Here is a 25,272-nt window from a genome sequence, read left to right on the forward strand (position 1 = left end):
GGCACCTTGCGCAACAGGGAGAGCCGCAAGGATTGGGGAGGAGATTGGAGTGTGCCTCCCCGGGGGTGGGTCGGCCCGCCGGAGCGGGCCAGAGATCATTGCGCCTGCGCTTCGATCTCGGCCTCCAGATTGGCCATGCTGGCGCCACCGGCCATCAGATCGGTGATCTCTTCGCGGGTCTTTTCGCCCTTGCCGAAATCCGCCGCCACGGCGCCCCGGATCAGCACGGCGAAGTGATCGCCCACGGCCATGGCATGCATGACCTGATGGGTGATGAACACCACCGCCAGCCCGCGCCGCTTGGCCTCGTTCACGATGCGCAGCACATGGGTCGCCTGTTTCACGCCAAGCGCCGCCGTCGGCTCGTCCAGGATCAGCACGCGGGCGCCGAAATGGACGGCGCGGGCAATCGCAAGGCTTTGCCGCTCGCCGCCCGACAGACCGCCCACCAGCCGGTCGCCATCGTCGATCCGGGTGATGCCGAAATCCTGCACCGCTTTCACCGCGATCTCGTTTGCGGTCTTGCGGTCATAGCGCTTGAACGGGCCCCAGCCTTTGGTGGGCTCGACCCCCACAAAGAACGACCGGCCGATCGACATCAGCGGGAAGGTGCCGCCGAACTGGTGAACCGTCGCGATCCCCTGTTCCGAGGCCGCGCGCGGGCTGGGAAAGCTGACCGCCGCACCATCCATCAGGATCTGCCCCGAGGAGGGCTGATGCACCCCCGACAGCAGGCGGATCAGCGTCGATTTGCCGGCGCCATTATCGCCCAGCAGGCACAGAACCTCGCCCGCCTTGATCTTCAGATTGATGTCGAACAGCACGTCGATGGGGCCAAAGCTCTTGTTGACACCCTTCAGTTCCAGAATTGGCGCGGTCATGCCTTGGCCCTCTTTTTCTTGCTGGCGGCGCCAAGCGCCATCTTGCGGAAGGTTTCATTCATCGCCACGGCCCCCAGCAGGGTGATGCCGATGATCAGGTTGGCCCAGTTGCGTTCGATCTGGGTGAAGTAGATGCCCTGCGAGACGATGGCGAAGGTGATGGTGCCCAGCACGATCCCCAGAACCGAGCCATAACCGCCGGTCAGCAACACGCCGCCCACCACGATGGCGCAGATGGCGTTGAAGATGTAGCCCATCCCGCCCGACACCTGCGCCGAGTTGAACTGGATCGCACCGCAGACCCCCACGAAAGCCGCCGCCGTAGCCGAAAGCATGAACAGCGCAATCTTCAGCCGCACCGTGGGGATACCGGCATTGCGGGCCGAGGTCTGGTCGCCACCCATAGCCAGGATCCAGTTGCCCACCGGCGAGACATGCAGCAGCCAGAAGAACGCCGCCGCGAACCCGGCCCACCACAGGATGATGATCTGGTATTTGCCCGCCATCATCTGCCCAAGCGCCGCTTTTGCCCAGTCTGGCGGGGCAAGCGATACGCTCGCATTGCCGGTCAGGAACATCGCGGCAGACAGGATGAGGCCCTGCACCACCATCAGCGTGCCCAGCGTGATGATCAGCGTGGGCACCGAGGTGCGCGTGGCAATCAGCCCGTTGACGAGGCCGACAATCAGCCCGAGCGCCAAGGCGCCCGCAATCCCCACCGTGATCGGCAGGCCGAAATGCCCCGACAGGATTGCCACCGTCATCGACCCCGCCGGGATCATCGCGCCGATCGAGATGTCGATCTCTCCGGCAATCATCAGCAGCCCCACGGGCAGTGCCACGATGCCCAGATTGGCCGCCAGGTTCACCCAGCTTGCGGCGCCCGCCAGCTGCCCAAGGTTCACACCGCCGCATAGCACATAAAAGGCAATCACCGCGATCAGGCTGAGGACCGAGCCGAATTCCGGCCTGCGGGTCAGGTTTGAAAGGTTCATCGCGCCCTCACCTCTTGCGACCGGCCGCCAGCGCAAGCGCCATGGCCCGGAATTTGTCATTGGTCATCACCGCGATCAGCAGCAGGGCGCCGATGATGATGCTGCCGTAATTGGGATCGAGGCCCGAGAAGAAGATGCCCTGATTGACGATGCAGAAGGTCAGCGTGCCGATCACGATGCCCGCCACCGATCCAGCGCCGCCGGTCAGCAATACGCCGCCGATCACCACGCACATGATGGAGTTGAAGATGAAGGTCTGCCCCGCCGCGACCTGCGCCGCGTTGAAGGTCATCACCTGAAGCACGCCCACGAAAGCCGCCGTAAAGCCCGAGAACATGTAAAGCCCGATGGTCAGCCACACGGTCGGAATGCCCGCATTGCGCGCACTGTCCTTGTCGCCGCCCAGGGCGAAGATCCAGTTGCCCAGCGGCGAGGCATGCAGCAGCCACCAGGTTGCGCCGACAAACAGCCCCCACCACAGGATCGAGACCTGAAACATATTGCCGACCAATTGGCCGAACACGGCCTTGGTGGCATCCTCCGGCACCAGAAACACCCCGGTGGAGCCATGGATCAGCACCGTCACGCCCAGCGTGAGGCCCATGGTGCCAAACATCGTGCCGATGGTGATGATCAGCGACGGAATGCGCGTGCGGCTGACCAGCACGCCATTCACAAAGCCGATGGCAAGGCCGACGCCAAGCCCGCCCAGAATGGCCAGCACATCCGGCACCCCGAAATCCACCGCCAGCAGCGATACGGTCAGCGACGAGGCCGGAACGGTCGAGCCGACCGACAGGTCAAGCTGCCCCGCGATCATCAGCAGGCCGATGGCCAGCGCGATGATGCCGACCTCGGAGGTCATGTTGAGAAAGCTCGACAGCCCCGGCGCGCCGATGAAATTGGCGCCCCCCATCGCAGCAAAGAAGACATAGACCGCAAGCAGGCCCATGAAAGACCCGGCCTCGGGTCTGCGGGCCAGCTGGCCCGCGGTTGTTCGATTTGTCATGCACACCCTCCGCGATGGCAGGCAAAGTCGGGCCGTCCGCCTGGCAGACGACCCGGATCAAAGGCTTAGCGGGTGCCTTGTTCTGCGCCAGCAAGGGTGGCCTTGATATTGACCGCATCCACGATGCCCGGCCCGGTCAGAATTTCGCGCGTCGGGATCGTCAGGCCGTAATTCACATAGCCGTTCAGGATCGACACGGCATAGAAGCCCTGCTGATAGCCCTGCTGGTCAATGGCGCAGGCCTGGGTGCCCTTGTCGATCTGATCCAGGATGGCCGCGTCGAAGTTCACGCCACACAGCTTGACCTTGCCTTCCATGCCCGCCTGCGCAATGCCCTGCACCGCGCCCACCGCATCCAGATTGGCGGTGGTGAAGACCGAGTCGATCTCGGGGTGTTCCAGCAGATAGGCCTTGATCGCCTGCGCCACCGCCGTCACGTTGCCCTGTGCCGTTGCGGGCAGGGGCAGCACGTCAACCTTGCCGCCCGCCGCGGTGATGCCATCGCCAAAGCCGCGGCAATAATCCTCGATATTGGCCGCGCCGGGCAGCGAGTTGATGCAGACGCCGGACTTGCCGCCCGCCTTGCCCAGATATTCGCCCCCCGCCACGCCGGCCTTGTAATCCACCGCGCCGACATAGTTCATCGCGCCCAGACGGTCGGCGGCCTCGATCCCGCCGGCATTATAGATCACCAGCGGAATGCCCGCATCGACCACGGCCTTGAAGGCGGGGTCCATCGCTTCCGGCACCCAGTTCGGGCCGACAATGCCGGTGGCACCCTGGTCGATGGCCTGCCGGATCAGCTCGGCGGCATCCACGCCCAGATTGTCATAATTCTGCGGGCCAAGCCAAGTGACCGAGCCCCCTTGGGCCTCAGCCAGTTTGCCCGCGTCTTCGGCGCCGCGTTTCACGATGCCCCAGAAGGGATCGTCGGGCTTGCCACCGATCACGAAGATCTTGGCGCCCTCGGCATAGGCCATGCCCGCGCCCAGGGCGCAGATGGCTGTTGCCGCCAGAAGTTTGGTCAGTTTCATCATGAGTCTCCTCCCTCACAAGGCCGTTTATCGGCACTTTTCTGTGTCAGGCCGCCACAGGGCTGCCCGGCATTCCTCCGCCGCCTTCACCCCCGGTCATTCGGCCGGGGTCTTGGCCGCCATGCGGTCTTTCTTGCGGCGGAACCGTTCCTTCATCTGTTCATCGGCGGCCTTGGTGCCGTCGTGCCAGGTGCCGAACCACTTATCGAGCGGGATCAACCCGTCGCCGCCGTAGTTCACCTCGAAGTATTTGTGGTGCAGGTAATGGGTATAGGCGTGGCTATCGACCGCCTGCCCCTCGGTCACTTCCAGCTTGTCAAAGCCGATATGACCCACGATGGCGCCATAGGCCGTGGAGGTCAGCTGAAACAGGGCCGCAATCGGCGCCGACGGGATCAGCAGGTGCCACAGCATCTCGGCAAAGAAGGCAAAGGCCTCGACCGGGTGCATCGACATGGAGGACCAGGGCGACGGGTTGATCGAATTGTGGTGGATCGAATGGATCCACTTATACAGTGGCGGCTGATGGATCGCCCAATGGATGCAGAAGAAATGCACCTCATGCAGCGCAGGCGCCAGCAGGATCAGCGCGGCAATCCAATAGGGATGCTCGGCCGGATCGACCCAGTTGCCGATGCCATTGGCAAAACACCAGAGCGTGAAACACTCCACCGCCGTCCAGAGCGGGATCGAGATGAAGAAGGTGCGCAGGAAATTGTCGATATTCTGGCTTTTGAACCAGAACACGTCAGACGGATTTTCCGACGGGAACTTGGCATTATACTTGAACCGAGTCCCCTGCTTGCGGCGCACATAATAGAAAAACTCGACCGAGCCATAGAGCAGGAACACCCCGCCCGCATTGACCGCGTGGATTCTCAGCACCCATTCCCAGCCGAAGGTCTTCATCACCTCGACCGGGGGCAGCACGAAATACATATAGGCCAGCGTGATGGCCATGAAGATCGCATTATGCGGCCAGAGATAGGCAATCAGCCACCGCCCGAGCGCCGACCATTTGCCAAGCCAGAAGGGCGCGATCTCCAGAGGCTTTGCGGGTGCCCAGTTGCCGCGCTTGTCCCGCGTGCCGAATTGCAGGTCGTCCATATCCCCTCCCGTAGAACGCGATGCCGACTCGTGCCGCCATTTGGAATATTCATACCATTGACAAATATCTGCGCATTATTCATTCATCAGGCATATTTCACCTCTTTCCCTTCATTTTCTGCGGCGCAGAAATGAGGGATTCTTTCAAACGGAGCCGCCGATGGCGCATCGCAGCACGATTCAAGACCTGGCAGAGGCCGCAGGTGTCTCGGTCTCGACCATCGACCGCATCCTGAACGGGCGCGCCAAGGTGCGCGGCGCGACGGCGGAAAAGGTGCTGGCCAGCGCCGAGGCGCTTGGCTTTTATGCCCTGCCCGCCCTGCGCGAGCGGCTGGGGCAAAAGCCCACGCTGCGGCTGGGTTTTCTGCTTCAGCAATCGCAGCGCAGCTTTTACCGCCTGATCGCCGAGGCCCTGCGCAAGGCCACCCCGCCCGAGGTGGAGGTGGTGATCGAGTTCATGGAGGATCTGAGCCCCGAAGCCGTCGCTGACCATGCGCTGCGCCTCGGGCGGCAGGTGCGTGCGCTGGCGCTGGTGTCAGCCGAACATGCCCGGGTCTCGCATGCGCTGGAGACCCTGGCCGCCGAGGGCGTGCCCGCCTATGCCCTGATCTCGGAGCTGACGGCGGGCTGCGGCGTGGGCTATATCGGGCTGGACAACTGGAAGGCCGGGCGCACGGCGGGCTGGGCGATCACCGGCCTGACCCGCAAACCCGGCAAGGTGGCCATCCTGGTGGGCAATCACCGCTATCGCTGTCAGGAATGGAACGAGATCGGCTTTCGCTCCTACTGCCGCGAACATGCGCCGGATTTCACCTTGCTGGAGCCGCTGCAAACCTTTGAAAGCGCCGCCATCGCGCGGGATGTGGCGCATCAGCTTCTGGCCCGGGAACCCGAGCTGAGCGGGCTTTACGTCTCGGGCGGGGGGATGCCGGGCGTGCTGGAGGCCCTGCGCGAAACCGGGCGCGGCAAGGGGTTGATCACCGTGGGCAATGATCTGACGGAACACACAAGGCTTGGGCTGATTGACGGGGTGATGTCGCTGGTGGTGGCGCATCCGCTGGCCCGCCTTGCCACCGAGGCCTTCGCGCAGATGCTGGGCGATCTGCACAGCGGCACATCGCCCGGCAAGCGCCTGATCAGCTTTGACATCTACACGCCCGAAAGCATCTGAGAGCGGGCGCGCCCCCTATGCCGAGCCCCGCTCCATGAACCGCCCGGTCAGGAACACATCAGCCGAGGTGCTGCCACCATCATTCAGCACGCGCACCAGTGCGCGGGCCATCTCGGTCACCGGCTGGCGATAGGTCGTCAGATCATAGGCGGGCGAGGCCGCCAGCGGCACATCGTCAAAGCCCGTCACCGCCACATCGGCGGGCACTGACAGGCCCAGACGGTGCCGCAGCGCGTCAATCGCGCCCAAAGCCAACACGTCATTCTCGCACACGATCACATCGGGGCGGCCTTCTGCGGGCAGGGCCGACAGATGCGCAACCACCGCCTCGCAGCCAAGCGGCATGCTGTAATCCGGCACATGGATGACCACGGGCCGCGCGCCCCGCGCCTCCTCCTCCCAGACCTTGAGGAAGGTGTCCTTGCGCATCAGCCGCGTGGATTCGGTGTTCGGCCCGGCCAGAAAAAGCGGGCGACGGAAGCCCTTGGCCATCAGATAGCGTGCGATCTCGGTCATGGCGGCCACGTCATCGCAGGCGATGGAAATGGTGCCGGGCGCCGTGCCGGCCCGCGCAAAGACGATCAGCTGCTTCACCCGCCGCGCCCCGAGCGCGGTGCGACGAATGCCATCGTCGAACTGGGTGCCGATCACCACCGCTGCATCCACCCGGCGCTGGCTGGCGGTCAGCAGCGCTTCCGGCGCGTCCTTCTCACCCAGCATATTGACCAGCAGCGTGCCATAGCCCGCAGCCCGCAGGATGCGCGTCAACCGCTCCAGCATCACCAGCTTGTGCGGATTGTCGAAATCATCGACCAGCAGTGCCACAAGGTTCGAGCGGTCCGACGCCAGCGAGGCTGCCAGCAGATCCGGCACATAGCCCAGCTCTGCCGCTGCGGCCATCACCTTGGTGCGGGCCTTTTCCGAGATCACGCCATCTTTCTTGAAAGCGCGCGCCACCGTCCAGCGCGACACCCCGGCGCGGGCGGCCACGTCATCGGCGGTCACGGTTTCCACTGCCTGCTCGGTCATGCCTCAGGGTCCTCCGGTCTGCGACCATAGCGACGCAAGGGCTGGTGGCAAGCGGTTCATCCGCGCGGGGCGCATAAATGCACGCGCGTGCAAAAATGTGTTGCACGCGCGTGCAGTCTTATGGAATGAATATTCCACGGAACGGAAAGCCGGACCGAATCTACGGGAGGAATACGGATGTTGAAGGTTGGCCTGCTGGGTGCGGGGCGGATTGCTGGCGTGCATGCCACGGCGATTTCGGGCAATCCGGGATCAGCACTTGTCGCGGTCTCGGATATCAATGCCGAAGCGGCGGCAGCCCTTGCGGCGCAATGTGGCGCCGAGGCCCGCAGCACGGATGCTATCCTGAATGATGCGGCGATTGATGCCGTGCTGATCGCCACCTCCACCGACACGCATTCCGACCTGATCGAACGCGCGACGGCGGCGGGCAAGGCGGTGCTGTGCGAAAAGCCGGTCGATCTCAGCCTGGCGCGCGCGCTGGCCTGCCAGACGGCCGCCACGGGCAAGCCGGTGATGATCGGGTTCAACCGCCGCTTCGATCCGAATTTTGCCGCGCTGAAGGCCGCGGCCGACCGGGGCGAGATCGGCAAGGCCGAGCTGCTGTCGATCACCTCCTTTGATCCGGCGCCGCCGCCAGTGGCCTATATCAAGGTCTCGGGCGGGCTGTTCCGCGACATGATGATCCATGATTTCGACATGGCGAATTTCATCATGGGGGCGGCCCCGGTGACGGTTTCGGCCGTGGGCACGAGCATCGTCGATCCGGCGATCGGCGCGGCGGGCGATGTGGATACGGCGGTGGTCACCCTGACCTATGCCGATGGCCGGATCGCCGTCATCAAGAACAGCCGCCGCGCGGTCTATGGCTATGACCAGCGGGTCGAGCTGTTGGGCTCGGAGGGCCTGTTGCAGGCGCAGAACATGCTGGAAAACACCGTGGTGAAATCGACCACTTCGGGGGTGACGGGGGCCAAGCCCACCTATTTCTTCCTCGAACGCTACATGCCCGCCTATGCGGCGGAATGGGCGGCCTTTGTGGCGGCGGTGAATGGCGGCAGCGCGCTTCCGGTCACGCTGGCCGATGGCGTCGCCGCGCTCGCCATGGCCGAGGCGGCCACCAGATCCGCGCAAACCGGCGCCCCTGTCGCGCTGGCTGACATTCTCGGGGGGTAACCCCGGGCATCCGTTCCGGCACAGCCGGACAAGGGGCGGCAGGGGAGTGGCCGCCCATCCACAACCTTCCAGGGAGGAAGACATGAAGAAACTGATCTCCGGTCTGTTGACCGCAACCGCACTGACCATGGCGGCGCCGGTTTGGGCTGCCGAAATCATCGTGGTGGCCCATGGCCAGGCCAATGACCCCTTCTGGTCGGTGGTGAAGAACGGCGTGGAAAAGGCCGCCAAGGATATGGGCGCGACGGTGGAGTTCCGCTCGCCCGAGACTTTCGACATGGTGGCGATGTCGCAGATGATCGACGCGGCGGCGAACCAGTCGCCCGACGGGATCGTGGTGTCGATCCCCGATGCCGATGCGCTTGGGCCGTCGATCCAGCGCGCGGTGGCGGCGGGGATTCCGGTCATCTCGATGAATTCGGGTTCGGATGTCTCCAAATCGCTGGGGGCCTTGCTGCATGTCGGCCAGGATGAGGAATCGGCCGGGCGCGCGGCAGGCGAGAAGCTGGCGGCGATGGGCGGCAAGAAGGGCATCTGCGTGAACCAGGAGGTCGGCAATGTGGCGCTGGATCTGCGCTGCAAGGGCTTTGCCGCCGGGTTTGGCGGCGAAACCAGCGTGCTGCCCACCTCCAATGATCCGACCGAGATCGAGGCCAAGGTGCGCGCGGCGCTGGAGGCCGATCCGGCCATCGACACGGTGATGGCGCTTGGCGCGGGCACCGCGGGCGAACCGGCGGTGGCGGCGGTCAAGGCCATCGGCAAATCGGATGCGATCCATGTGGCCACCTTCGATCTCTCGGCCAGCTTCCTTGAATCGGTCAAGGCGGGCGAGGCCGCCTTTGCCATCGACCAGCAGCAATTCCTGCAAGGCTATCTGCCGGTCGCCTTCCTGTCGCTTTACGCCGATTACGGCCTGATGCCGGGCGGCAATGTGCCCTCCGGCCCGAACCTGATCACCGCCGACAAGGCCGGTCAGGTGGTCGAGCTTTCGGCGCAGGGCATCCGCTGATCACAGCGCAACCGGCCGGGGCGGCGCCAGCCGTCGCCCCAGTTGCCGGGCAGGAGCAGGAGGAAAGACATGACCAACACCCCCGACAGCGCGCCTGTCGATGAACGCATCCGCGCCGAGCCGCTGGTGGCCCGCCTGATGAAACGGCCCGAACTGGGGGCCATTGCCGGGTTGGTGCTTGTCACCGGCTTCTTTCTGGCCACGGCGAGCGAGGCGATGTTCTCGCTCTCTGGTGTGCTGAACTTTCTCAGCCCGGCTGCGCAGCTTGGCATTCTGGCCATCGCGGCCTCTCTTTTGATGATCGGCGGCGAGTTTGACCTGTCGATCGGCTCCATGGTGGCCTTTGCCGGCATGATCTTTGGCGCCTGTGTCGTCAATCTGGGGCTGCCGCTGATCCTGTCCATTCCGCTGACGCTGGTCTTCGCGGCGCTGATCGGGGCGGCCAATGGCCTGATCGTGCTGCGCACGGGCCTGCCCTCCTTCATCGTCACGCTGGCGGGGCTGTTCATGCTGCGCGGCCTCTCGCTGGTCGGCCTGAAATGGCTGACCGGCGGCTCGACCCAGCTGCGCGGCATCCGCGAGGCGGTGGCGGAAGACCTGCTGACGCCGCTGTTTTCCGGCGATGCCTTTGGCGGGCTGTTTGCCGGGCTGGCACAGGCGGGGCTGATCGACAGCTTCCCCAATGGCGCGCCCAAGGTGCCGGGCATTCCGGTGGAAATCCTGTGGTTCATCGGGCTGGCTCTGGCCGCCACTTGGGTCTTGCTGCGCACCCCGGCGGGCAACTGGATTTTTGCCGCCGGGGGCGATGCGACGGCGGCCTCCAATTCCGGGGTGCCAGTGCGCAAGGTGAAAATCGCGCTGTTCATGCTGACCGCCGCCTGTGCCGCCCTGCTGGCCATCATGCAGGTGATGGATGCCGGATCGACCGATGCGCGCCGTGGCTTTCAGAAGGAATTCGAGGCGATCATCGCCGCCGTCATCGGGGGCTGCCTGCTGACCGGCGGGTATGGGTCGGCCATCGGGGCCTTCTTCGGCTCGGTCATCTTCGGGATGGTGGTCATCGGCCTAACCTATAACGGCTTCGATCAGGATTGGTTCCAGGTGTTTCTGGGCGGCATGCTGTTGCTGGCCGTGATCTTCAACAATGCCATCCGCAAACGTGTGACGGGAGAGCGCTGAGATGTCGGACCCCATCATCAGGCTGGACAGTATCGAAAAGCACTTCGGCAATGTGATCGCGCTGAACGGTGTCAGTTTCGATGTGCGCCCGGGCGAATGCCATTGCCTTCTGGGCGATAATGGCGCGGGCAAATCGACCTTCATCAAGACCATGTCCGGCGTGCATCGCCCGACCAAGGGCACCATCACCTTCGAGGGGCGCCCCATGAGCTTCGCCTCGCCCCGCGCGGCGATGGAGGCGGGCATCGCCACGGTGTTTCAGGATCTGGCGATGATCCCGCTCATGGCGGTCAGCCGCAACTTCTTCATGGGGCGCGAGCCGACCCGGGGCTGGGGGCCAACCCGCCGCATCGACCTTGCGCAGATGAACGCGGTGACCATGGCAGAGATGCGCAAGATGGGCATCAACCTGCGCGGCCCCGATCAGGCCGTGGGCACCCTGTCGGGCGGCGAGCGGCAGACGGTGGCGATTGCGCGCGCTGTGCATTTCGGCGCCAAGGTGCTGATCCTGGACGAGCCGACCTCTGCGCTTGGGGTGCGGCAGACGGCGAATGTGCTGGCCACCATCGACAAGGTGCGCGCGCAGGGCGTGGGCGTCGTCTTCATCAGCCATAATGTGCGGCATGCCATGGCGGTGGGGGATCGCTTCACCGTGCTGAACCGGGGCAAGACGCTGGGCACCGCCGCCCGGGGCGAGATCACCTCGGAACAGTTGCAAGACCTGATGGCGGGCGGGCAAGAGCTGGCCCGGCTGGAAAGCACATTGGGCGGCACGGTCTGATCAAACCTCTCCCCGCCGGAACCCCCTCCACGGTTCCGGCCCCGGGTGGCCCGGTCCCCCGGCCGGGCCACCCCCTATTTCCCTGTTTCTGCCTGAAGGATCTGCCGATGACTTTCCCGCTTGCGGCCTGCGCCGAAATGCTGTGGCGCGACAAACCGATCGACTGGCGCGCCGCGCGCCTGAAGGAGATGGGCTTTGGCGTCGGCCTGTGGAACTGGCCCGCCCATGACCTTGCCGCGCTGGAGCGCACGGGCGCCAGCTTCACCATCATGAATGGCTATCTGGAGGGCCGTCTGGCCGATGCCGAGGGCGCCGAGCGGCTGCTGGCTTCCGCGCGCGAGACGGCTGCGGTGGGCAAGCGTCTGGGTGTGCAGCGGCTGAACCTGCATGGCACCGGCCTCGGCGATCAGGGCATCCCGATCCCGCGCATCGGCTCGCATGCCCCCGGCGCCGAGCAGCGCGCCCGCGACACGCTGCACCGCATCTGCGATCTGGCCGAGGAGATGGGCGTGGTCTTCACGCTGGAGAACCTGAACCCGATTGATCACCCCGGCTGCCCCTTCGGCTCCACCGCTGCCGTGCTGTCGCTGGTCTCGGCGGTCAACCGCCCGCAACTGCGCATCAATCTGGACCTCTACCACACCCAGATCGGCGAGGGCGACCTGATCCGCTGGTGCGAGGCCTGCCTGCCCTGGATCGGCGAGGTGCAGGTGGCCGACAATCCGGGCCGCTGCGAGCCGGGCAGCGGCGAGATCAATTACCGTGCCATCGCGCTGGCGCTGAAGGCCATGGGCTATGCCGGTCCGGTGGGGATGGAGGCCTTTGCCCAAGGCACGGCAGAAGCCGCGCTGGAGGCCTTCCGCGCAGCCTTCACCGTCTAGGAAAACCAGGCGGCGCTGATCTGCCGCCCGCGCCACAGACGCGGCGCCCCGGCCCCGATCCGGGCGCCGCGTCTTTTTCTTGAAACCGGGCCGCCATCCGGTCAAGATGACGCATCTGCCAATGCGAGGCGGCCCGTCACCGCGGGCGGTCCCCCAGGGCAGCCGTTCCGCCAGTATCCGTTCCACCTGTGTCAGTGTGTCAGGAGCCCGCCATGATGACCCGTCGTTCCCTGGTCCGTGGCTCTGCCGCTGTCGCGGGCCTTGGCCTGCTGGCGCCGGGCCCGGCACGGGCGCAGCGGGTGCAAGGCTCGGCCCGGGCCGCAGGCTTTTATGCCCCGATTGAAACCGAACCGCACGAGCGCAGCTTCCTGCAATGGCCGGTGAACACGACCATTCATGACGACCCCGATTTCCTGCATGATCTGCAAGGCACCATCGCCACGATCGCCAACACGATTGCCGCGTTTGAACCCGTCGTGCTGATGGCCGCGCGCGCACATCACAAGGCGATCAGACGCCGCGTCTCGGCCGAGGTCGCGCTGTGGGACATTCCGACAGATGATCTGTGGTGCCGCGACAGCGGCCCGTCTTTCGTGGTCGATGGCAAGGGCGGCCTTGCGGTGACCCAATTCAACTTGAATGGCTGGGGCGGCAAGCAGACCCATGCGCAGGATGGCCAGATCGCCGCGCGGGTGGCCGAACGACTGGGCCTGCCGGTGTTTGACCGGGGGCTGGTGGGCGAGGCCGGCGGGGTGGAGACCGATGGCAAGGGCACGCTGATCGCGCATGAAAGCAGCTTCATCAATCCCAATCGCAATCGCGGCTCCAAGGCCGAGATCACCGCCATGCTGCTGGAGACGATGGGCGCCGAAACGGTGATCTGGGCTCCCGGCATCAAGGGCGCCGACATCACCGATTACCATATCGACGCGCTGGCGCGCTTTGTCAGGCCGGGCGAGGTGCTGATCCAGATCGGTGCGGCGGTGGACCCGGACGATCCATGGTCGGTCGCCGCCTTTGAAACCCGCGAGAGGCTGGCCGCCGCCACCGATGCCCGAGGCCAGCGGCTAAAGCTCGTGCAACTGCCCGAGCCGCAGGACATCCGGGTCGACAGCCCCGATTTTGTCTCCTCCTATGTGAATTACTATGTCTGCAACGGCGCAGTGATCGCAGCAGGCTTTGGCGATGCAGAGGCCGATGCCGAGGCCGCAGACACGCTGGCCCGCCTTTACCCCGACCGCGAAATCATCCTGCTGAACATCGACCCGCTGGGCGAGGTGGGGGGCGGGATCCACTGTGCCACCCATGAACAACCCAAGGTGTGACGCTTGCGCAACTGGCTGATCCGGAACGCCCAACCCCTTGAAGCGCTTGGCGCCATCGCCACGGCCTTCGCCGCCCTGACCGCGCTGGTGGTGATCCCCTATCAGGTGGCGCAGGCCGACCGCATCCAGCGCGACCAGACCGCCCGCGAAATCTATCGCGAGTTTCTCAGCCTGACGGTGCAGAAACCCGAACTGGCCCGCGCCGATTACTGCGCCCTGAAAGACCCTGCGCAGATCACCGCCTATGAGGCCTATGTCGAATATCTCGCCTATACGGCCGAGCAGATGATCGGCACCTCTCCGCAGTGGCGCGGTCCGATGGCCAGCTATCTCTCGGATCACAAACCCTATCTTTGCGGCCCCGATGTCTGGGACGCGAATGGCGATCTTGCGGCCCTTCTGGGGGATCTGGGCGTCATCTGCGCTGCCGCAGACCGCTGCCCATAGCCGTTCCTATTCCCGCCGAAATACCCTATGGCAGCAGGGCGGCCCTGCCGCGCCTCCTCCCTGCTGCACAAGGATCTTGCGGTGACAGATTCCCCATTGGCCCAAGGTCTTGGCCTGCAAAACGGCACGCTCTGGTTTGATCTGGCCGACCGGGTGACGGGCGCGGTGCGGCGGGTGTTTCTCTGGGTGCCGCCGGGCGAGGCTCCGTCCGGGGGCTGGCCCTCGCTGACCCTGCTGGATGGCAATGCGGTGATTGCCACGGCGGTGGATGCGATGCGGGCGCAGGCCTTTTACCCCTCGGGCACCAATCTGGGCTGGGGCGTGCTGATCGCGGTGGGCTATCCCACTGATGACGCCTATGACCCCTTCCGCCGCAGCTGGGATCTGGGGCCGCCGCCGGGCGCCACCTATCCGCCATTCTGGCCCGATACGCCGCCTGTGAAAACCGGCGGCGGGGCCGAGATGGCGCGCTTTTTGCTGGAGGATCTGCGCGCGGCTCTCGCGCCCCGCGTGGCGCTGGACTGGTCGCGCGCCGGGCTGTTTGGCCATTCCTTCGGCGGGTTGTTCGCGCTGTGGCTGTTGTTCACCCGGGCCGATGCCTTTCAGCACTGGGTGGCGGCCAGCCCGGCAATCACCTGGGAGGACAGCTTTTTGCTGGCGCATCAGGCCGGGTTCGTGCCCAAGGCCCCGGCGCGGGTGCTGCTGTCGGCGGGGGAGTGGGAGGGTGACCAGCTCGCGCCGTTTCAGATTGGTGCCGAGGATGCCGCCAAGCGGCTGGCCGACAAGGCCACCACCCGCACCATCGCCGCCGCGCAGGATATGGCCGCCGCGCTGGACGCCCTGCCGGGCGTGACCGCGCGATATGAGACCTATGCGGGTGAAACCCATATGTCGGTCCTGCCGGTGGCCGTGAACCGGGCGCTGCATTGGGTGTTCGGGCTGGATCAAGGCCCTGCGCTATAACCCTTTCGGCAGGATCACCGGGCCGCCATCGGGCAGGCTTTGGCGGGTAAAGCCGATGCCGAAGGTGGCCTGCAAGGGGGCCTCGGCCAGCACCGCCTCGGGCGGGCCAGCCGCCACCAGCTGCCCCGCCCGCAGCGCCAGAACGTGATCGCAGATCCGCGCCGCGATGGTCAGATCATGCAGGATCATCACCACCGCGCGGCTTTGCGACAGGCGGCGCAGCAGGGCGACCAGCTCGGCCTGATGCGGCAGATCGAGGAAGTTCAGCGGCTCGTCCAGCAGCACCGTGCCGCAATCCTGCGCCAGAACCAGCGCGATCCAGGCGCGCTGGCGCTGCCCGCCCGACAGCGCCTCCAGCGGGTGATCCGCCAGATCCGACAGGCCCACATCGGCCAAGGCCTGCGCGACTGCGGCACGATCGGCCCGCGCCATGGGCTGAAACGGGCGCAGCCAGGGCGTGCGGCCCCGCGCCACCAGCTGCGCCACGCTGAGGCCTGGCGGGGCCAGCGCGCTTTGCGGCAACAGCGCGATGCGGCGCGCGCGCGCCTTGGGCGCCAGCCCCGCCACCGCCTGCCCCTGATGCAGCACCCGTCCCGTCTCGGGGCGCAAGACCCCGGCCAGACAGCGCAGCAGGGTGGATTTGCCGCAGCCATTCGGGCCGATGATCCCGGTGATGCCTCGCGCGGGCAAGCTGGCGCTGATGCCGCGCAGCACTGGCTTGCCGCCAAGCGCCAGCGTCAGGGTTTCAATCGTGAACGGCATGCCCGCCTCCCTCGCGGCGCGCCGCCCGGCGCACCACCCAAATCAGCACCGGCGCCCCGATCAGCGCGGTGTAAAGCCCGGTCGGCAGCAATGCGGCGGGGGCGAGGCTGCGCGCCAGCAGGTCGGCCAGCGTGACAAAGCCCGCCCCGATCAGCCCCGCCGTCCCCGGCGCAGGCCGCCCGCCTTGCCACCAGCGCGCCACCGGCCCGGCGGCCAGCGCCACAAAGCTCATCGGGCCGCACAGCGCCACCGCCCCCGCCGCCAGCAGCGCCGCCCCAAGGCCAAGGCCAGCGCGCAGCGCCCCCACCCGCAGGCCAAGCGCGCGCGCCATGTCATCGCCCATCTCCAGCCGGTCCAGCGCACGACCCGCCAGCACCAGCGGCAGCGCCAGCGGCAACAGCCACAGCGCATGCGCCACCTGGCCCCAGCCCGCACCATTCAGCGTGCCGCTCAGCCACAGCATCGCCATGGCCGCCGTGCCATCGCCCGCGCGCAGGATCAGCGCCTCGGTCCCGGCGGCGGCCATCAGCGCAAGGCCCAGCCCCTGCAACACCACCGCGCGCGGGGCGAGGCCCTCGCGCGGATGGGCGGCCAGCCAGCCAAGCGCCAGCAGCACCGCCAGCCCTCCGGCCCAGGCGCCGGGCAGGGGGGGCAGCCCCGCCACCAGCGCCGCCACCGCGCCAAAGGCCGCGCCCTGCGTGACGCCGATCACATCGGGCGAGGCCAAGGGGTTGCGCAGCAGCGATTGCACCACCGCCCCCGACAGGCCAAAGGCAAAGCCCACCACCAGCCCCACCGCCACGCGCGGCAGGCGCAGAGACCACACCATCCGGCCCGCCCCCTCTGGCCCCGCCAGCAAGGCCTGCGCCAGCTCGCCCGGCGCCATCCATGTGCGCCCGGCGGCCAGCGCCAGCAGCACCAGCGCGAGCAGCGCCCCGATCAGCGCCAGCCCCCGCCTCATGCCGCGCCCGCCCGCAGCATCCGCCGCACCAGCGCCATGAAGACCGGCGCGCCGATCAGTGCCAGCACGATGCCCAAAGGCAGCTCGGCCGGGCGCGGCAGGCGGCGGCCCGCCAGATCGGCCAGCAGCGTGACCAAGGCCCCCAGCGGCGCCGCCGCCAGCACCTGTGCCGCCAGCCCCGCCGCCTTGGGCAGCACCCACCGCGCCAGATGCGGCGCGATGAGCCCGACGAAGCCCACCGGCCCCGCCAGCGCGACCGAGGCCCCGGCCAGACAGGTGATCGCCAGCAGCGCCCCCGCCGCCGCCCGCGCCGGATGCACGCCAAGCGCCCCGGCCAGCTCGGCGCCAAGGCCAAGCGCCTCGATCTGCCGCGCCACCAGCAGCGCCAGCCCCAGCCCGAACCCCGCCAAAGGCGCCATCCACGCCAGCATCGCCACATCGGCCATCGACAGCGAACCGACCATCCAGAAGCGATACACCCCGCGCGCCTCGGGGTTCAGCAGCACGACCAGCGCCACGATCGCCATGCACAGGCTGGAAAAGGCCGCCCCCGCCAAGGGCAGGCGCAGCGTGGTGTCGCCCGCCCCGGCCAGCCCGCGCACCAGCACCGCCGCCCCGGCCGCGCCCAGCAGAGCAAGGCCCGCCAGCCCAGCCGGGGCCAGCGGCCCGGCGCAGTAAAGCCCCGCCACCACTGCCAGCGCGGCCCCGGCATTCACCCCTGTCAGCCCCGGATCGGCCAGCGGATTGCGGGTCAGCGCCTGCATCATCAGCCCGGCCACCGCCAGCGCCGCCCCCACCAGCACCGCCGCCCCGGCCCGCGGCACGCGCATCTCGCGCAGAATCGCCAGCGTCGGGTCTTGGCCGCCGCGCAGTGCCTGCCAAACCGCCCCCGCCGGATAATCCTGCGCGCCAAGCGCCAGCGCGGCAAAGCCCGCGCCGGCCACCAGCAGCCACAGCAGCGCCAGCCGGGGCGCAAGACCTGTCACGACGGGAAAGGGCGAAGCGGGCAAGGCGCAAACTCGGTTCGGGAATTGCGGCTGGCGTCGGGCTTGCCTTTTCCCCTCCTTGCCGGGACGGGGCGGCGCGGTCAAGACGGCTTGACCCCGCCGCCCCCGCCGGATAGCCCGCAACAGCCCAGCCAGACCGCCCCCAGCGGCAGCCAAGCGCCCCCAATTCATGGTGCGCCCATGCTGTTTCGCCTGATCCTGCCGCTGCTTTTGTGCCTTGCGCCCGCCGCGCTGGCCGAGCCGGTCACCCTGCGCCATGGCTTTGGCGAAACCACGCTGGACCCGGCGCAGGTCACCCGCATCGTCTCGGTCGGCTATCACGAGCAGGATTTCCTCTATGCCCTCGGCCTTGCGCCGGTCGGCGTGCATGACTGGTTTGGCGATCACCCCTATGCCACCGGCCCCTGGGCCGAGGCCGCCCGGCAGGCCGTGGCCGCCACGCCCGAGGTGCAGAAGGGCTTCGAGATCGACGTGGAATGGGTCTGGTCGATGGAGCCGGATCTGATCGTGGCCAGCTTTGCCCCGATGGATGCGCAAACCTATGCGCTGCTGTCGGAAATCGCCCCGGTGGTCGGCCCGCCCGAGGGCTATCCGGCCTGGGGTGCGCCTTGGGAGGCCGAGCTGCGCCTGATCGCCCAAGCCACCGGGCGCGCGGCGCAGGCCGAGGCGGTCATCACCGGGGTTTCCGCCAAGATCGACGCGGCGGTGGCGGCGCATCCGGGGCTGCGCGGCCTGTCGGGCACGGCGGCCTATTTCAACGACGGCCAGGCCATCGGCTATCGCAGCCATGACGGGGTGAACCGCCTGCTGGCGCAGATCGGCATCGCCACGCCGCCTGTGTTTGACACGATGGTGAATGAGGGCGGCCTGTTCTCGGTCAGCCCCGAGCGGCTGGATCTGTTTGATCTCGATGTGCTGCTCTGGCTGGTCGAGGCGCCCAAACGCCCCGGAATCGAGGCGCTGCCAAGCTGGCGCACCCTGCGGGTCGCGCGCGAGGGCCGCGCGATCTGGGCCAGCCCCGAGATGATGGGCGCCATGAGCTTTCAATCGCCGCTGTCGATCAGCTGGGCGCTGGACCGGCTGCTTCCCCTTCTGGTTGCAGCGGCGGATGGTGATCCGGCCACAGGCGCCAACAGTCTGCCAAAACAGCCCTGAATCCGGGCCATAAGGCGGCGTCACGGCTTGACTCCCGCCCCGCCGCTTCGCACAACCGCGCCACCCAGGCAGCACGCGCTCTCCCGTGCCACCCCGGCAGGAACCGGGGCGTGCCATCGCGCGCGTCCCACGGATTTTCAAGCTGCGCCCCCGGCCCCTCCGTCTCGCCGCGCCGCAGCTCTGCCATGGACCTGTCATGCGCCTTTCTTCGCCGCCCCTGCGCCCCGCCTTCCTGACTCTGTGCCGCCGCCCGATGCTGGCCCTTGCCCTTGGCGGCTCGGCGCTGGTGCCCTCGGCCCTTCTGGCGCAAGAGGGCGAGACCGTGCTGGATACCGTCGTGCTGGATGGCGGCGCGGCCAGCCCGATTGCGGGCGGCACCGGCTATCTGGCCGAGACCAGCGCCACCGGCGTCAAGGCGGGCGTGCCGGTGACCGAGGTGCCGCAGGCCACCACCACCGTCACCGAGGCCGAGCTGGCCGACCGCGACCCGGTGCAGATCGAGGATGCGCTGGCCTATGTGCCGGGTGTCGTCGCCTCGCCCTGGGGGGTGGATGACCGCTATGACCAATTCGTGATCCGGGGCTTTGACCTGGGCACCAGCGGCATTTTCCGCGACGGGCTGGTGAACAAATCCATGAGCTTCACCGGCTTCAAGATCGACCCCTATATGGTGCAGCGCATTGATGTGCTGAAAGGCCCGGCCTCGGTGCTGTATGGCTCCAATGACGCGGCGGGGCTGGTGAATATCGTCACCAAACGCCCGAGCTTTACCCCTGAATCCGAGGCGCGCCTGTCTTACGGCAGCCACAACACCGCCGAGCTGGCGCTGGATACCGGCGGCGCCAATGCCGATGGCACGCTGGCCTGGCGGTTGACCGGCCTGACGCGCGAGGGGGCCAATGAGATGCAAGGCTCGCAGGATGACCGCGACCTGCTGGCGCTTGGCCTGACCTGGGCCCCGACTGACCGCACGACGGTGACCTTCCTCGCGCATTGGCAAAAGGACAACCTGACCGCCAACAGCTTCCAGCCCGTCGCGGGCGAGGATTACGCGCTTGGCCTGGGTGCGCTGCCCGACAACTTTGCCAATAGCCAGCACCCGTGGAACCGCTTTGCCACCGAACAGACCAGCATCGGCTGGCAGGCCGAACACAGCTTCAGCGAGGCGCTGACCCTGCGGCAGAACTTCCGCCATGCGCGCCAGACCACCGATTACCGGCACCTGTATTTCAACGGCATGATCCTGCCCGATTACACGCCCTCGGCCGACAGCATGAACTTCGCGGCCTTCGCGGTGGAGGAAACCGGCACCACCACGGCGCTGGACACGCAGCTGGAATACACGTCCGATTTCGGCGGGGCCGAGAATATCCTGACCTTCGGCGTCGATCTGTCGCGCAAGAAGGTGGATGGCACGATGGGCTGGGTGAACAGCTATCAGGTGCCGATTGTCGGCGCCGATTGGGATTTCGATGTGACGACGCCCGCGCCCTATCAGGATCAGGCCACCACGGTGGAGGAGCAGGGCCTTTATGTGCAAAACCACCTGCGCCTGTCCAATGGCGTGACGGTGACGGCGGGCCTGCGGCGGTCTGCGGTGGAGAACCGGGTGCGCGATCACCTCTCGGGTGCCAGCAGCCGCCAGAAGGATGATGCCACCACCGGCATGATCGGCGCGACATGGGATCTGGGCAATGGTCTGGTGCCCTATGCCAGCTATGCCGAAAGTTTCACCACCAATATCGGCACCACCTTTGGCGGCGACCAGTTCGCCCCCACCGAGGGCCAGCAGCTTGAAGCCGGGCTGCGCTACAGCCCCGAAGGCAGCGGCCTGCAATTTGCCGCAGCACTGTTCGACATCACCAAATCGAACGTCCTGACCTCCGATCCCGCGCATGCCGGTTTCTCGGTGCAGACGGGCGAGGTGCGCCATCGCGGGCTGGAGCTGGAGGCGCGCGGCCAGATCACCGATCAGCTTTCGGTGATTGCGGGCTATACTGTGCTGGATGCCAAGATCACCAAATCGAACGATGGCGACGCGGGCAACCGCACGCCGCTGGTGCCGCGCCAGCAAGCCTCGGTCTGGGCGCAATATGCCTTTGCGGGTCAGGCCAAGGGGCTCAATCTGGGCGCGGGCCTGCGCTATGTCGGGCAGGCCTGGGGCGATACCGCCAATACCCGCTCGGTCGATTCCTATCTGCTGGCGGACATGACAGTCAGCTATGACTGGGAGGCCAATTCGCTGGCCTTCGGCGTGACCAACCTGTTCGACAAGGATTATGCCGCCACTTGCGATTCCTCGGTGGGCTGCATCAAGGGCGAGGGCCGCGAGATGACCCTGACCCTCTCACGCAAGTTCTGAGGCGTCACGCCGCTCTGGCCGCCCCTCCTGACGCGCGGGGGGGGGCGGTCAGCGCCCTACTGGCCCCGGCCGCTCAGGGCAAGCTGCCATGCCCGCCGGGGGGCCGCCGCCCTCCCCTGCGCGCGCAGCGCCTGCCCCGCACGCGGCAGCAGGCCGAGAGCATAGCCGCCCAGCACTCCGGCCCCGATTCCGCCAACAATCGCCAACGCATGAAACTGCCAGGCCGGGATTAGCGGCACCAGTGGCTGCATCAGCACCTCGGGCACCAGCCGGTGCAGCAGATAGACCGGAAAGGCCGCCTGCGCGAGGTGAATGACCCCCCGCACCCAAAGCCGCGGCATCGGCACCGTCTGCACGAACAGCAAAAGCCCGGTCAGCCCCAGCAGGCTGAGATATTTGGCCCAGGCCCCATACCAGTTGCCGCCCAGCCACGCCGCCATCGGCAGCACCAGCCCGGCCAGACCCAGCACCAGCAGGCGCTGCGGCAGGCTGCGCGCTGCCGCGATGCACCAGCCAAGCGCGAACAGATACAGCACCCAGGGCAGGGTGAATTGCGATCGCCCGGCAGGCAGCGGCCAAAATTCCGGCACCAGCCGCAGCGCCGCCGCCAGCCCCAGCAGGCCCAGCCCCACCCCGAACAACGAGACCGAGAGCCAGCGGCGCAGCGCGGTTGGCTGGAACAGCAGAACCAGCAGCAGGCAGATCTGCACATAGGCCTCCACGAACCAGTAGAGATAGGGCAGCATCAGGCGGGTTTCCGGCGTGGTGACGGCAAAATTGCCGATCAGGATGACCGAGGCCCAGGGGATCTGCTGCCAGACCAGCGCGTAACCGGCCAGAACGATGAAATAGGGCAGCAAGACCCGCCGCAGCGGCGCCAGAAAGGCCGCCGCATCGCCCGCCGCCAGAAAGCGCGACCGATGTTCCGCCACGCTCATGCCCAGCAAGATCACCATGGCCGCCGCGCCACCATAAACCGGCCAGAGCGTCTGATGCGCCACCACCACCGCCAGGATAGCCAGCGCCCGCGCCAGAAGGGGCATCGGCACGGCGCTGCTGCGGGCGGGAGTCGCGGCCTCCAGCGCGGCGATGGTCTGGTTTTCCCATCCGGTCGGCAGCCCGCCCAATTGCTGATCCAGCACCAGCGACAGTTCCACATGTTGCAGCGAATCGCCGACCAGACTGCGAAAGCTGTCGCCCCGCCCGACGGGCGCCGGGGCAAAGCTGCGGGCAAAGGCCGCCAGAATGTCGCGCCCGGCGGGCTGCGCCGCCCGCGCCTTCAGCGCCGGATAGTCGATCTTGCCATTCGGGTGGCGCGGCAGCGGGGCGCAGGCCAGCAGCTCCACATGCTGCGCGCCGATCCCGGCCAGATCGGCCACCCTGGCGCGCAATGCCTCATCCGGGGCCTCATCCGGGGCCTCATCCGGGGTCGCGCCCGGACCTTCCGTGGCGACCCAGATCTGCGCATCATCGCCCCAGATGGCCGCCGCGATACCCGCTGCCGCCAGCGCCTGTTCCAACGCATCATGGCCGATCCGCAGCCCCGCGATCTTCGACATGCGCGACCGGCGTCCGGTGATGCGGAACAGCCCGTCGCTGCCCTGCACCGCCATATCGCCGGTGGCCAGCTCCTCCAGCTCGGGGCCGCGCAACAGGTCTGCGGCCTCTTGCGCATAGCCCATCATCACATTGGGGCCGCGATAGACCAGCTCGCCTTCCTCGCCGGGCCGCTGAATGCGCTGGCCCGCCGCGCAGCGCAGCGCCAGCTGCCCGCCCGGAATCGCCTGCCCGATGGCCTCGGGCGCCTCTGCCGCCCGCGCGGGCGGCAGATAGGCGATGCGGGCGGTGGCCTCGGTCTGGCCATACATCACCACAAACCGGCCCGGACGGCCCGCGCGCTCGCGGTTCTGCATCTCGCGCGCCCAGGCAGAGACCTCGGCGGGGGGCATCGCCCCGCCCGCGACGGTCAGCGTGGTCAGCCGCGGCGGCAGCGGGTGCTGCGCCAGCGCCGCCCGCAACAGGCGAAAGTGATGGGGAACCCCGGCAAGGCTGGTGGCCTCCGCCGCCTCCAGCCCGGGCAGGAAGCCCGGCGCCAGCAGCGAGGGCGCCCCAAGCCACAGGCTTGCCCCGCGCAACAGATGCGAATGCAGCACCGAAAGCCCGTAGGAATAGTGCAAGGGCAGCACCAGCGCCGCGCGCTCGGTCGGCTGGATCTCCAGATAGTCGGCAATTGCGGCGGCATTGGCGGCCACGGCGCTGTGCGACAACCGCACCCCCCGGCCCTGCCCCGTGCTGCCCGAGGTCATCAGAAGCAGCGCAAGATCGGGATGGATCGGTGCGCCACCTGCGGTATGGGTCAGCGCGCAGGCGCCGTCCTGCTGGCGCCAGCAGGCGACCGGGCGAAACCGTGCCACCAGCCCGTCGCCGCTCCGCGCCTCGCCCGCCGCCAGCGGCATGACCGCATGACCGGCCTGAAGCGCGCCCAGATAGGCGGCGATCGTATCGGGGTCGGGCACCATCTCGATGGCGACCAGCCCGCGCCCGGCGGGCATCCGCGCCGCGAAATCGCGCGCGCGGCGGGCCAGATCGGCATAAGAGACCACCCGGCCCTCCGCCAGCAAGGCGGGCCGGTGTCCAAAGGCAGTGAGCGCGTCGAAACTGTGGAACATGGTGCCGGTCGCCGATGCAAGGCCGCAGGGATCGGGCCTCATAAGGCGGTTGATAGTTTTGGTCAACTATTCTTGACGGAAGGCGCCATGGCGGGCCACAGCAGGGCGGCGGCGCCATCCCAGGTCAGCGGCCGGAACCCGGCCCGAACCCGGCGCTCCCACCCCTCGCGCCAGTCGGCATCGGTCGACATGCGCAGGATCGCATCGCGCCAGGCCCTTGTGTCATAGGGCCCCAGATGCAACGCATGGCCGCCGCTGGCCTCGGGCAAAGACCCGGCATCCGAGGCGATCACCACCTTGCCCAGGGCCAGCGCCTCGGCCACCGGTAGGCCCCAGCCCTCGTAATAGGACGGGTAGACGCAGAACAGCGCGCGCCGATACAGCTGGCCCAGCTGCGCATCGGTGACATGGGGCAGGATCTTGAACTTGTGCGACACCTTCCGGTTCAGCGCGATGTCCTCCATCAGGTTTTCCACCCGCCAGCCCTGCATCCCCACGAAACACACCGTCGGCAGGCGCGCGAAATCAGGATGAGAGGACAGCTCGGCATAGACGTCATACAGAACCTGATGGTTCTTGCGCCGCTCGATGGTGGAGACATAGAGGATGAACTCCTCCTCCGGCGCCACATCCGGCGCGGGCAGCACGTCCGATTGCGGCACATCGCAGCCCAGCGGCACGACCAGCGTTTGCGGCGCAGGCAGGCCCCGGCTGGCATGGTGCTGCACCACGTCGCGCTCGGTGCAGGCCGAGTTGCACAGAACCAGCGCCGAGCGCGCGAAAAGCGTGTCGAAATAGGTCACCATCTTGTCCTGATCGGCGCCCAGACAATATTCGGGAAAGCGCACCGGGATCAGATCGTGGCAAAAACTGATCAGCCTTGCGCCATGGCCTTCGGTCACCTTGGTGAACAGAGTGGTAAAATCCAGCGCCCAATCATGCCCGACCGAGAGGAAGGCATCGCCGGGCTGGATCGCTGCGCGCGGCCAGGGCTGGTGACCCGCGCGGCGCTCGGACCAGCGGTTGCGCAGCGCCTTGGCCTTCTGGAAGGCGCGCGCCGCCAGCGGGCTGACCGTCGCCAGACGCAGCCAAAGCCCCCGCACCGCCAGCCATGCCGCCCATGGCAGCGCCAGCAGAAGGCCGGGCCGCCGGGCCGTTGCGGGGTCTTGCGGCGTGATCGTCATGGCCGAGGCGGGCACCTCGAACAGCTCGCCCCCCATGAAGATGCAATAGCGCAGCTCCGCCGCATCCGGCTGCCCCAGCCGGTGCCGCGCCAGCGCGGCGAACAGCTCCTGCTCCACCCGGATCACCCCGACCGCCGGCCGCGTCCAGGTGTAAGAGGAGGTGACATGCAGCCAGATGGTCATAG

General features: G+C 67.3%; 22 protein-coding genes. 11 read left to right on the forward strand and 11 right to left on the reverse strand.

What is annotated here, in order from left to right; genetic code table 11:
- Nucleotides 1-95: 95 nt before the first annotated feature.
- The 5 genes from JNN06_RS13225 to JNN06_RS13245 all read right to left on the reverse strand — a co-directional run bounded on the left by JNN06_RS13225 (nt 96) and on the right by JNN06_RS13245 (nt 5,026).
- Entirely contained in the window at nt 96-881 is a 786-nt protein-coding gene (locus JNN06_RS13225; RefSeq protein ID WP_291240061.1) for an ATP-binding cassette domain-containing protein, read from the reverse strand.
- Nucleotides 878-1,876, reverse strand: a complete 999-nt coding sequence (locus JNN06_RS13230; RefSeq protein WP_291240062.1) for an ABC transporter permease — start codon at nt 1,874-1,876, stop codon at nt 878-880. Before JNN06_RS13230 ends, JNN06_RS13225 begins: the two co-directional genes overlap by 4 nt.
- 7 nt (nt 1,877-1,883) lie before the next feature.
- Nucleotides 1,884-2,885, reverse strand: a complete 1,002-nt coding sequence (locus tag JNN06_RS13235) for an ABC transporter permease (protein ID WP_291240063.1) — start codon at nt 2,883-2,885, stop codon at nt 1,884-1,886.
- A 65-nt stretch (nt 2,886-2,950) separates the two neighbouring features.
- A complete protein-coding gene (locus tag JNN06_RS13240; protein WP_291240064.1) occupies nt 2,951-3,919 on the reverse strand; it encodes a sugar ABC transporter substrate-binding protein in 969 nt (322 codons plus the stop codon).
- 96 nt (nt 3,920-4,015) lie between these two features.
- A complete protein-coding gene (locus JNN06_RS13245; protein WP_291240065.1) occupies nt 4,016-5,026 on the reverse strand; it encodes a sterol desaturase family protein in 1,011 nt (336 codons plus the stop codon).
- Nucleotides 5,027-5,186: 160 nt separating this feature from the next.
- Between JNN06_RS13245 and JNN06_RS13250 the strand changes: the two genes are divergently transcribed.
- A complete protein-coding gene (locus JNN06_RS13250) occupies nt 5,187-6,197 on the forward strand; it encodes a LacI family DNA-binding transcriptional regulator (protein ID WP_291240066.1) in 1,011 nt (336 codons plus the stop codon).
- Nucleotides 6,198-6,212: 15 nt separating this feature from the next.
- On the opposite strand, the gene JNN06_RS13255 is transcribed toward JNN06_RS13250, so the two are convergent.
- Complete coding sequence (locus tag JNN06_RS13255; protein WP_291240067.1) at nt 6,213-7,226, reverse strand: LacI family DNA-binding transcriptional regulator; 1,014 nt, start codon at nt 7,224-7,226, stop codon at nt 6,213-6,215.
- Between the two features lie 177 nt (nt 7,227-7,403).
- Between JNN06_RS13255 and iolG the strand changes: the two genes are divergently transcribed.
- The 8 genes from iolG (at nt 7,404) to JNN06_RS13295 (ending at nt 14,987) form a co-directional block, all read left to right on the forward strand.
- Nucleotides 7,404-8,402 carry an inositol 2-dehydrogenase gene (gene iolG, locus JNN06_RS13260; RefSeq protein WP_291240068.1) on the forward strand — a complete coding sequence of 333 codons (999 nt, stop codon included), beginning with the start codon at nt 7,404-7,406 and terminating at the stop codon, nt 8,400-8,402.
- Between the two features lie 82 nt (nt 8,403-8,484).
- Nucleotides 8,485-9,411 (forward strand): sugar ABC transporter substrate-binding protein, encoded by a 927-nt coding sequence (locus tag JNN06_RS13265; RefSeq protein WP_291240069.1) that lies wholly within the window; start codon nt 8,485-8,487, stop codon nt 9,409-9,411.
- Nucleotides 9,412-9,480: 69 nt separating this feature from the next.
- The gene (locus tag JNN06_RS13270; protein WP_291240070.1) at nt 9,481-10,590 is read left to right on the forward strand and encodes an ABC transporter permease; all 1,110 of its coding nucleotides are present in this window, start codon (nt 9,481-9,483) and stop codon (nt 10,588-10,590) included.
- A 1-nt stretch (nt 10,591) separates the two neighbouring features.
- Nucleotides 10,592-11,371, forward strand: coding sequence for an ATP-binding cassette domain-containing protein (locus tag JNN06_RS13275; RefSeq protein WP_291240071.1), 780 nt, complete (start codon nt 10,592-10,594; stop codon nt 11,369-11,371).
- 107 nt (nt 11,372-11,478) lie between these two features.
- Nucleotides 11,479-12,252: a TIM barrel protein gene (locus JNN06_RS13280; protein WP_291240072.1), complete on the forward strand. Its 774-nt coding sequence runs from the start codon at nt 11,479-11,481 to the stop codon at nt 12,250-12,252.
- 215 nt (nt 12,253-12,467) lie between these two features.
- Nucleotides 12,468-13,577: an agmatine/peptidylarginine deiminase gene (locus tag JNN06_RS13285; protein ID WP_291240073.1), complete on the forward strand. Its 1,110-nt coding sequence runs from the start codon at nt 12,468-12,470 to the stop codon at nt 13,575-13,577.
- A 3-nt stretch (nt 13,578-13,580) separates the two neighbouring features.
- Nucleotides 13,581-14,024 carry a hypothetical protein gene (locus tag JNN06_RS13290; RefSeq protein WP_291240074.1) on the forward strand — a complete coding sequence of 148 codons (444 nt, stop codon included), beginning with the start codon at nt 13,581-13,583 and terminating at the stop codon, nt 14,022-14,024.
- Nucleotides 14,025-14,105: 81 nt separating this feature from the next.
- Nucleotides 14,106-14,987 carry an alpha/beta hydrolase-fold protein gene (locus JNN06_RS13295; RefSeq protein WP_291240075.1) on the forward strand — a complete coding sequence of 294 codons (882 nt, stop codon included), beginning with the start codon at nt 14,106-14,108 and terminating at the stop codon, nt 14,985-14,987.
- Here the strand turns inward: JNN06_RS13295 and JNN06_RS13300 are convergent.
- Genes JNN06_RS13300 through JNN06_RS13310 form a run of 3 tightly spaced genes read right to left on the reverse strand, consistent with a single transcriptional unit; the run spans nt 14,982 to nt 17,696 of the window.
- On the reverse strand, nt 14,982-15,749 hold the full coding sequence (locus JNN06_RS13300) for an ABC transporter ATP-binding protein (RefSeq protein ID WP_291240076.1): 768 nt from the start codon (nt 15,747-15,749) through the stop codon (nt 14,982-14,984). The genes JNN06_RS13295 and JNN06_RS13300 overlap by 6 nt on opposite strands.
- Entirely contained in the window at nt 15,733-16,710 is a 978-nt protein-coding gene (locus tag JNN06_RS13305; RefSeq protein WP_291240077.1) for an iron ABC transporter permease, read from the reverse strand. Before JNN06_RS13305 ends, JNN06_RS13300 begins: the two co-directional genes overlap by 17 nt.
- Nucleotides 16,707-17,696: an iron ABC transporter permease gene (locus JNN06_RS13310; protein WP_291240078.1), complete on the reverse strand. Its 990-nt coding sequence runs from the start codon at nt 17,694-17,696 to the stop codon at nt 16,707-16,709. Before JNN06_RS13310 ends, JNN06_RS13305 begins: the two co-directional genes overlap by 4 nt.
- A gap of 201 nt (nt 17,697-17,897) precedes the next feature.
- On the opposite strand from JNN06_RS13310, the gene JNN06_RS13315 reads away from it, so the two are divergent.
- Both JNN06_RS13315 and JNN06_RS13320 read left to right on the forward strand, forming a co-directional pair.
- Entirely contained in the window at nt 17,898-18,872 is a 975-nt protein-coding gene (locus JNN06_RS13315; protein WP_291240079.1) for an ABC transporter substrate-binding protein, read from the forward strand.
- A 196-nt stretch (nt 18,873-19,068) separates the two neighbouring features.
- Nucleotides 19,069-21,234 (forward strand): TonB-dependent siderophore receptor, encoded by a 2,166-nt coding sequence (locus tag JNN06_RS13320; RefSeq protein WP_291240080.1) that lies wholly within the window; start codon nt 19,069-19,071, stop codon nt 21,232-21,234.
- Between the two features lie 56 nt (nt 21,235-21,290).
- On the opposite strand, the gene JNN06_RS13325 is transcribed toward JNN06_RS13320, so the two are convergent.
- Together JNN06_RS13325 and JNN06_RS13330 are read right to left on the reverse strand one after the other, a co-directional pair.
- The gene (locus tag JNN06_RS13325) at nt 21,291-23,945 is read right to left on the reverse strand and encodes an AMP-binding protein (protein WP_291240081.1); all 2,655 of its coding nucleotides are present in this window, start codon (nt 23,943-23,945) and stop codon (nt 21,291-21,293) included.
- Nucleotides 23,946-23,965: 20 nt separating this feature from the next.
- Nucleotides 23,966-25,270 carry a glycosyltransferase family 1 protein gene (locus JNN06_RS13330; protein ID WP_291240082.1) on the reverse strand — a complete coding sequence of 435 codons (1,305 nt, stop codon included), beginning with the start codon at nt 25,268-25,270 and terminating at the stop codon, nt 23,966-23,968.
- Between the last annotated feature and the right edge of the window lie 2 nt (nt 25,271-25,272).

Origin of the sequence: Gemmobacter sp. (assembly GCF_016792925.1) — a bacterium.
Classification (GTDB): domain Bacteria; phylum Pseudomonadota; class Alphaproteobacteria; order Rhodobacterales; family Rhodobacteraceae; genus Gemmobacter.

What these genes read in the sequence shown, in the direction of transcription:
- JNN06_RS13315 (WP_291240079.1), top strand. Translation starts at nt 17,898, where the DNA reads ATGCTGTTTCGCCTGATCCTGCCGCTGCTTTTGTGCCTTGCGCCCGCC.
- JNN06_RS13235 (WP_291240063.1), bottom strand. Translation starts at nt 2,885, where the DNA reads ATGACAAATCGAACAACCGCGGGCCAGCTGGCCCGCAGACCCGAGGCC.
- JNN06_RS13225 (WP_291240061.1), bottom strand. Translation starts at nt 881, where the DNA reads ATGACCGCGCCAATTCTGGAACTGAAGGGTGTCAACAAGAGCTTTGGC.
- JNN06_RS13320 (WP_291240080.1), top strand. Translation starts at nt 19,069, where the DNA reads ATGCGCCTTTCTTCGCCGCCCCTGCGCCCCGCCTTCCTGACTCTGTGC.
- JNN06_RS13280 (WP_291240072.1), top strand. Translation starts at nt 11,479, where the DNA reads ATGACTTTCCCGCTTGCGGCCTGCGCCGAAATGCTGTGGCGCGACAAA.
- JNN06_RS13275 (WP_291240071.1), top strand. Translation starts at nt 10,592, where the DNA reads ATGTCGGACCCCATCATCAGGCTGGACAGTATCGAAAAGCACTTCGGC.
- JNN06_RS13330 (WP_291240082.1), bottom strand. Translation starts at nt 25,270, where the DNA reads ATGACCATCTGGCTGCATGTCACCTCCTCTTACACCTGGACGCGGCCG.
- JNN06_RS13285 (WP_291240073.1), top strand. Translation starts at nt 12,468, where the DNA reads ATGACCCGTCGTTCCCTGGTCCGTGGCTCTGCCGCTGTCGCGGGCCTT.
- JNN06_RS13230 (WP_291240062.1), bottom strand. Translation starts at nt 1,876, where the DNA reads ATGAACCTTTCAAACCTGACCCGCAGGCCGGAATTCGGCTCGGTCCTC.
- iolG (WP_291240068.1), top strand. Translation starts at nt 7,404, where the DNA reads ATGTTGAAGGTTGGCCTGCTGGGTGCGGGGCGGATTGCTGGCGTGCAT.
- JNN06_RS13300 (WP_291240076.1), bottom strand. Translation starts at nt 15,749, where the DNA reads ATGCCGTTCACGATTGAAACCCTGACGCTGGCGCTTGGCGGCAAGCCA.
- JNN06_RS13325 (WP_291240081.1), bottom strand. Translation starts at nt 23,945, where the DNA reads ATGAGGCCCGATCCCTGCGGCCTTGCATCGGCGACCGGCACCATGTTC.
- JNN06_RS13240 (WP_291240064.1), bottom strand. Translation starts at nt 3,919, where the DNA reads ATGAAACTGACCAAACTTCTGGCGGCAACAGCCATCTGCGCCCTGGGC.
- JNN06_RS13250 (WP_291240066.1), top strand. Translation starts at nt 5,187, where the DNA reads ATGGCGCATCGCAGCACGATTCAAGACCTGGCAGAGGCCGCAGGTGTC.
- JNN06_RS13270 (WP_291240070.1), top strand. Translation starts at nt 9,481, where the DNA reads ATGACCAACACCCCCGACAGCGCGCCTGTCGATGAACGCATCCGCGCC.
- JNN06_RS13305 (WP_291240077.1), bottom strand. Translation starts at nt 16,710, where the DNA reads ATGAGGCGGGGGCTGGCGCTGATCGGGGCGCTGCTCGCGCTGGTGCTG.
- JNN06_RS13245 (WP_291240065.1), bottom strand. Translation starts at nt 5,026, where the DNA reads ATGGACGACCTGCAATTCGGCACGCGGGACAAGCGCGGCAACTGGGCA.
- JNN06_RS13255 (WP_291240067.1), bottom strand. Translation starts at nt 7,226, where the DNA reads ATGACCGAGCAGGCAGTGGAAACCGTGACCGCCGATGACGTGGCCGCC.
- JNN06_RS13265 (WP_291240069.1), top strand. Translation starts at nt 8,485, where the DNA reads ATGAAGAAACTGATCTCCGGTCTGTTGACCGCAACCGCACTGACCATG.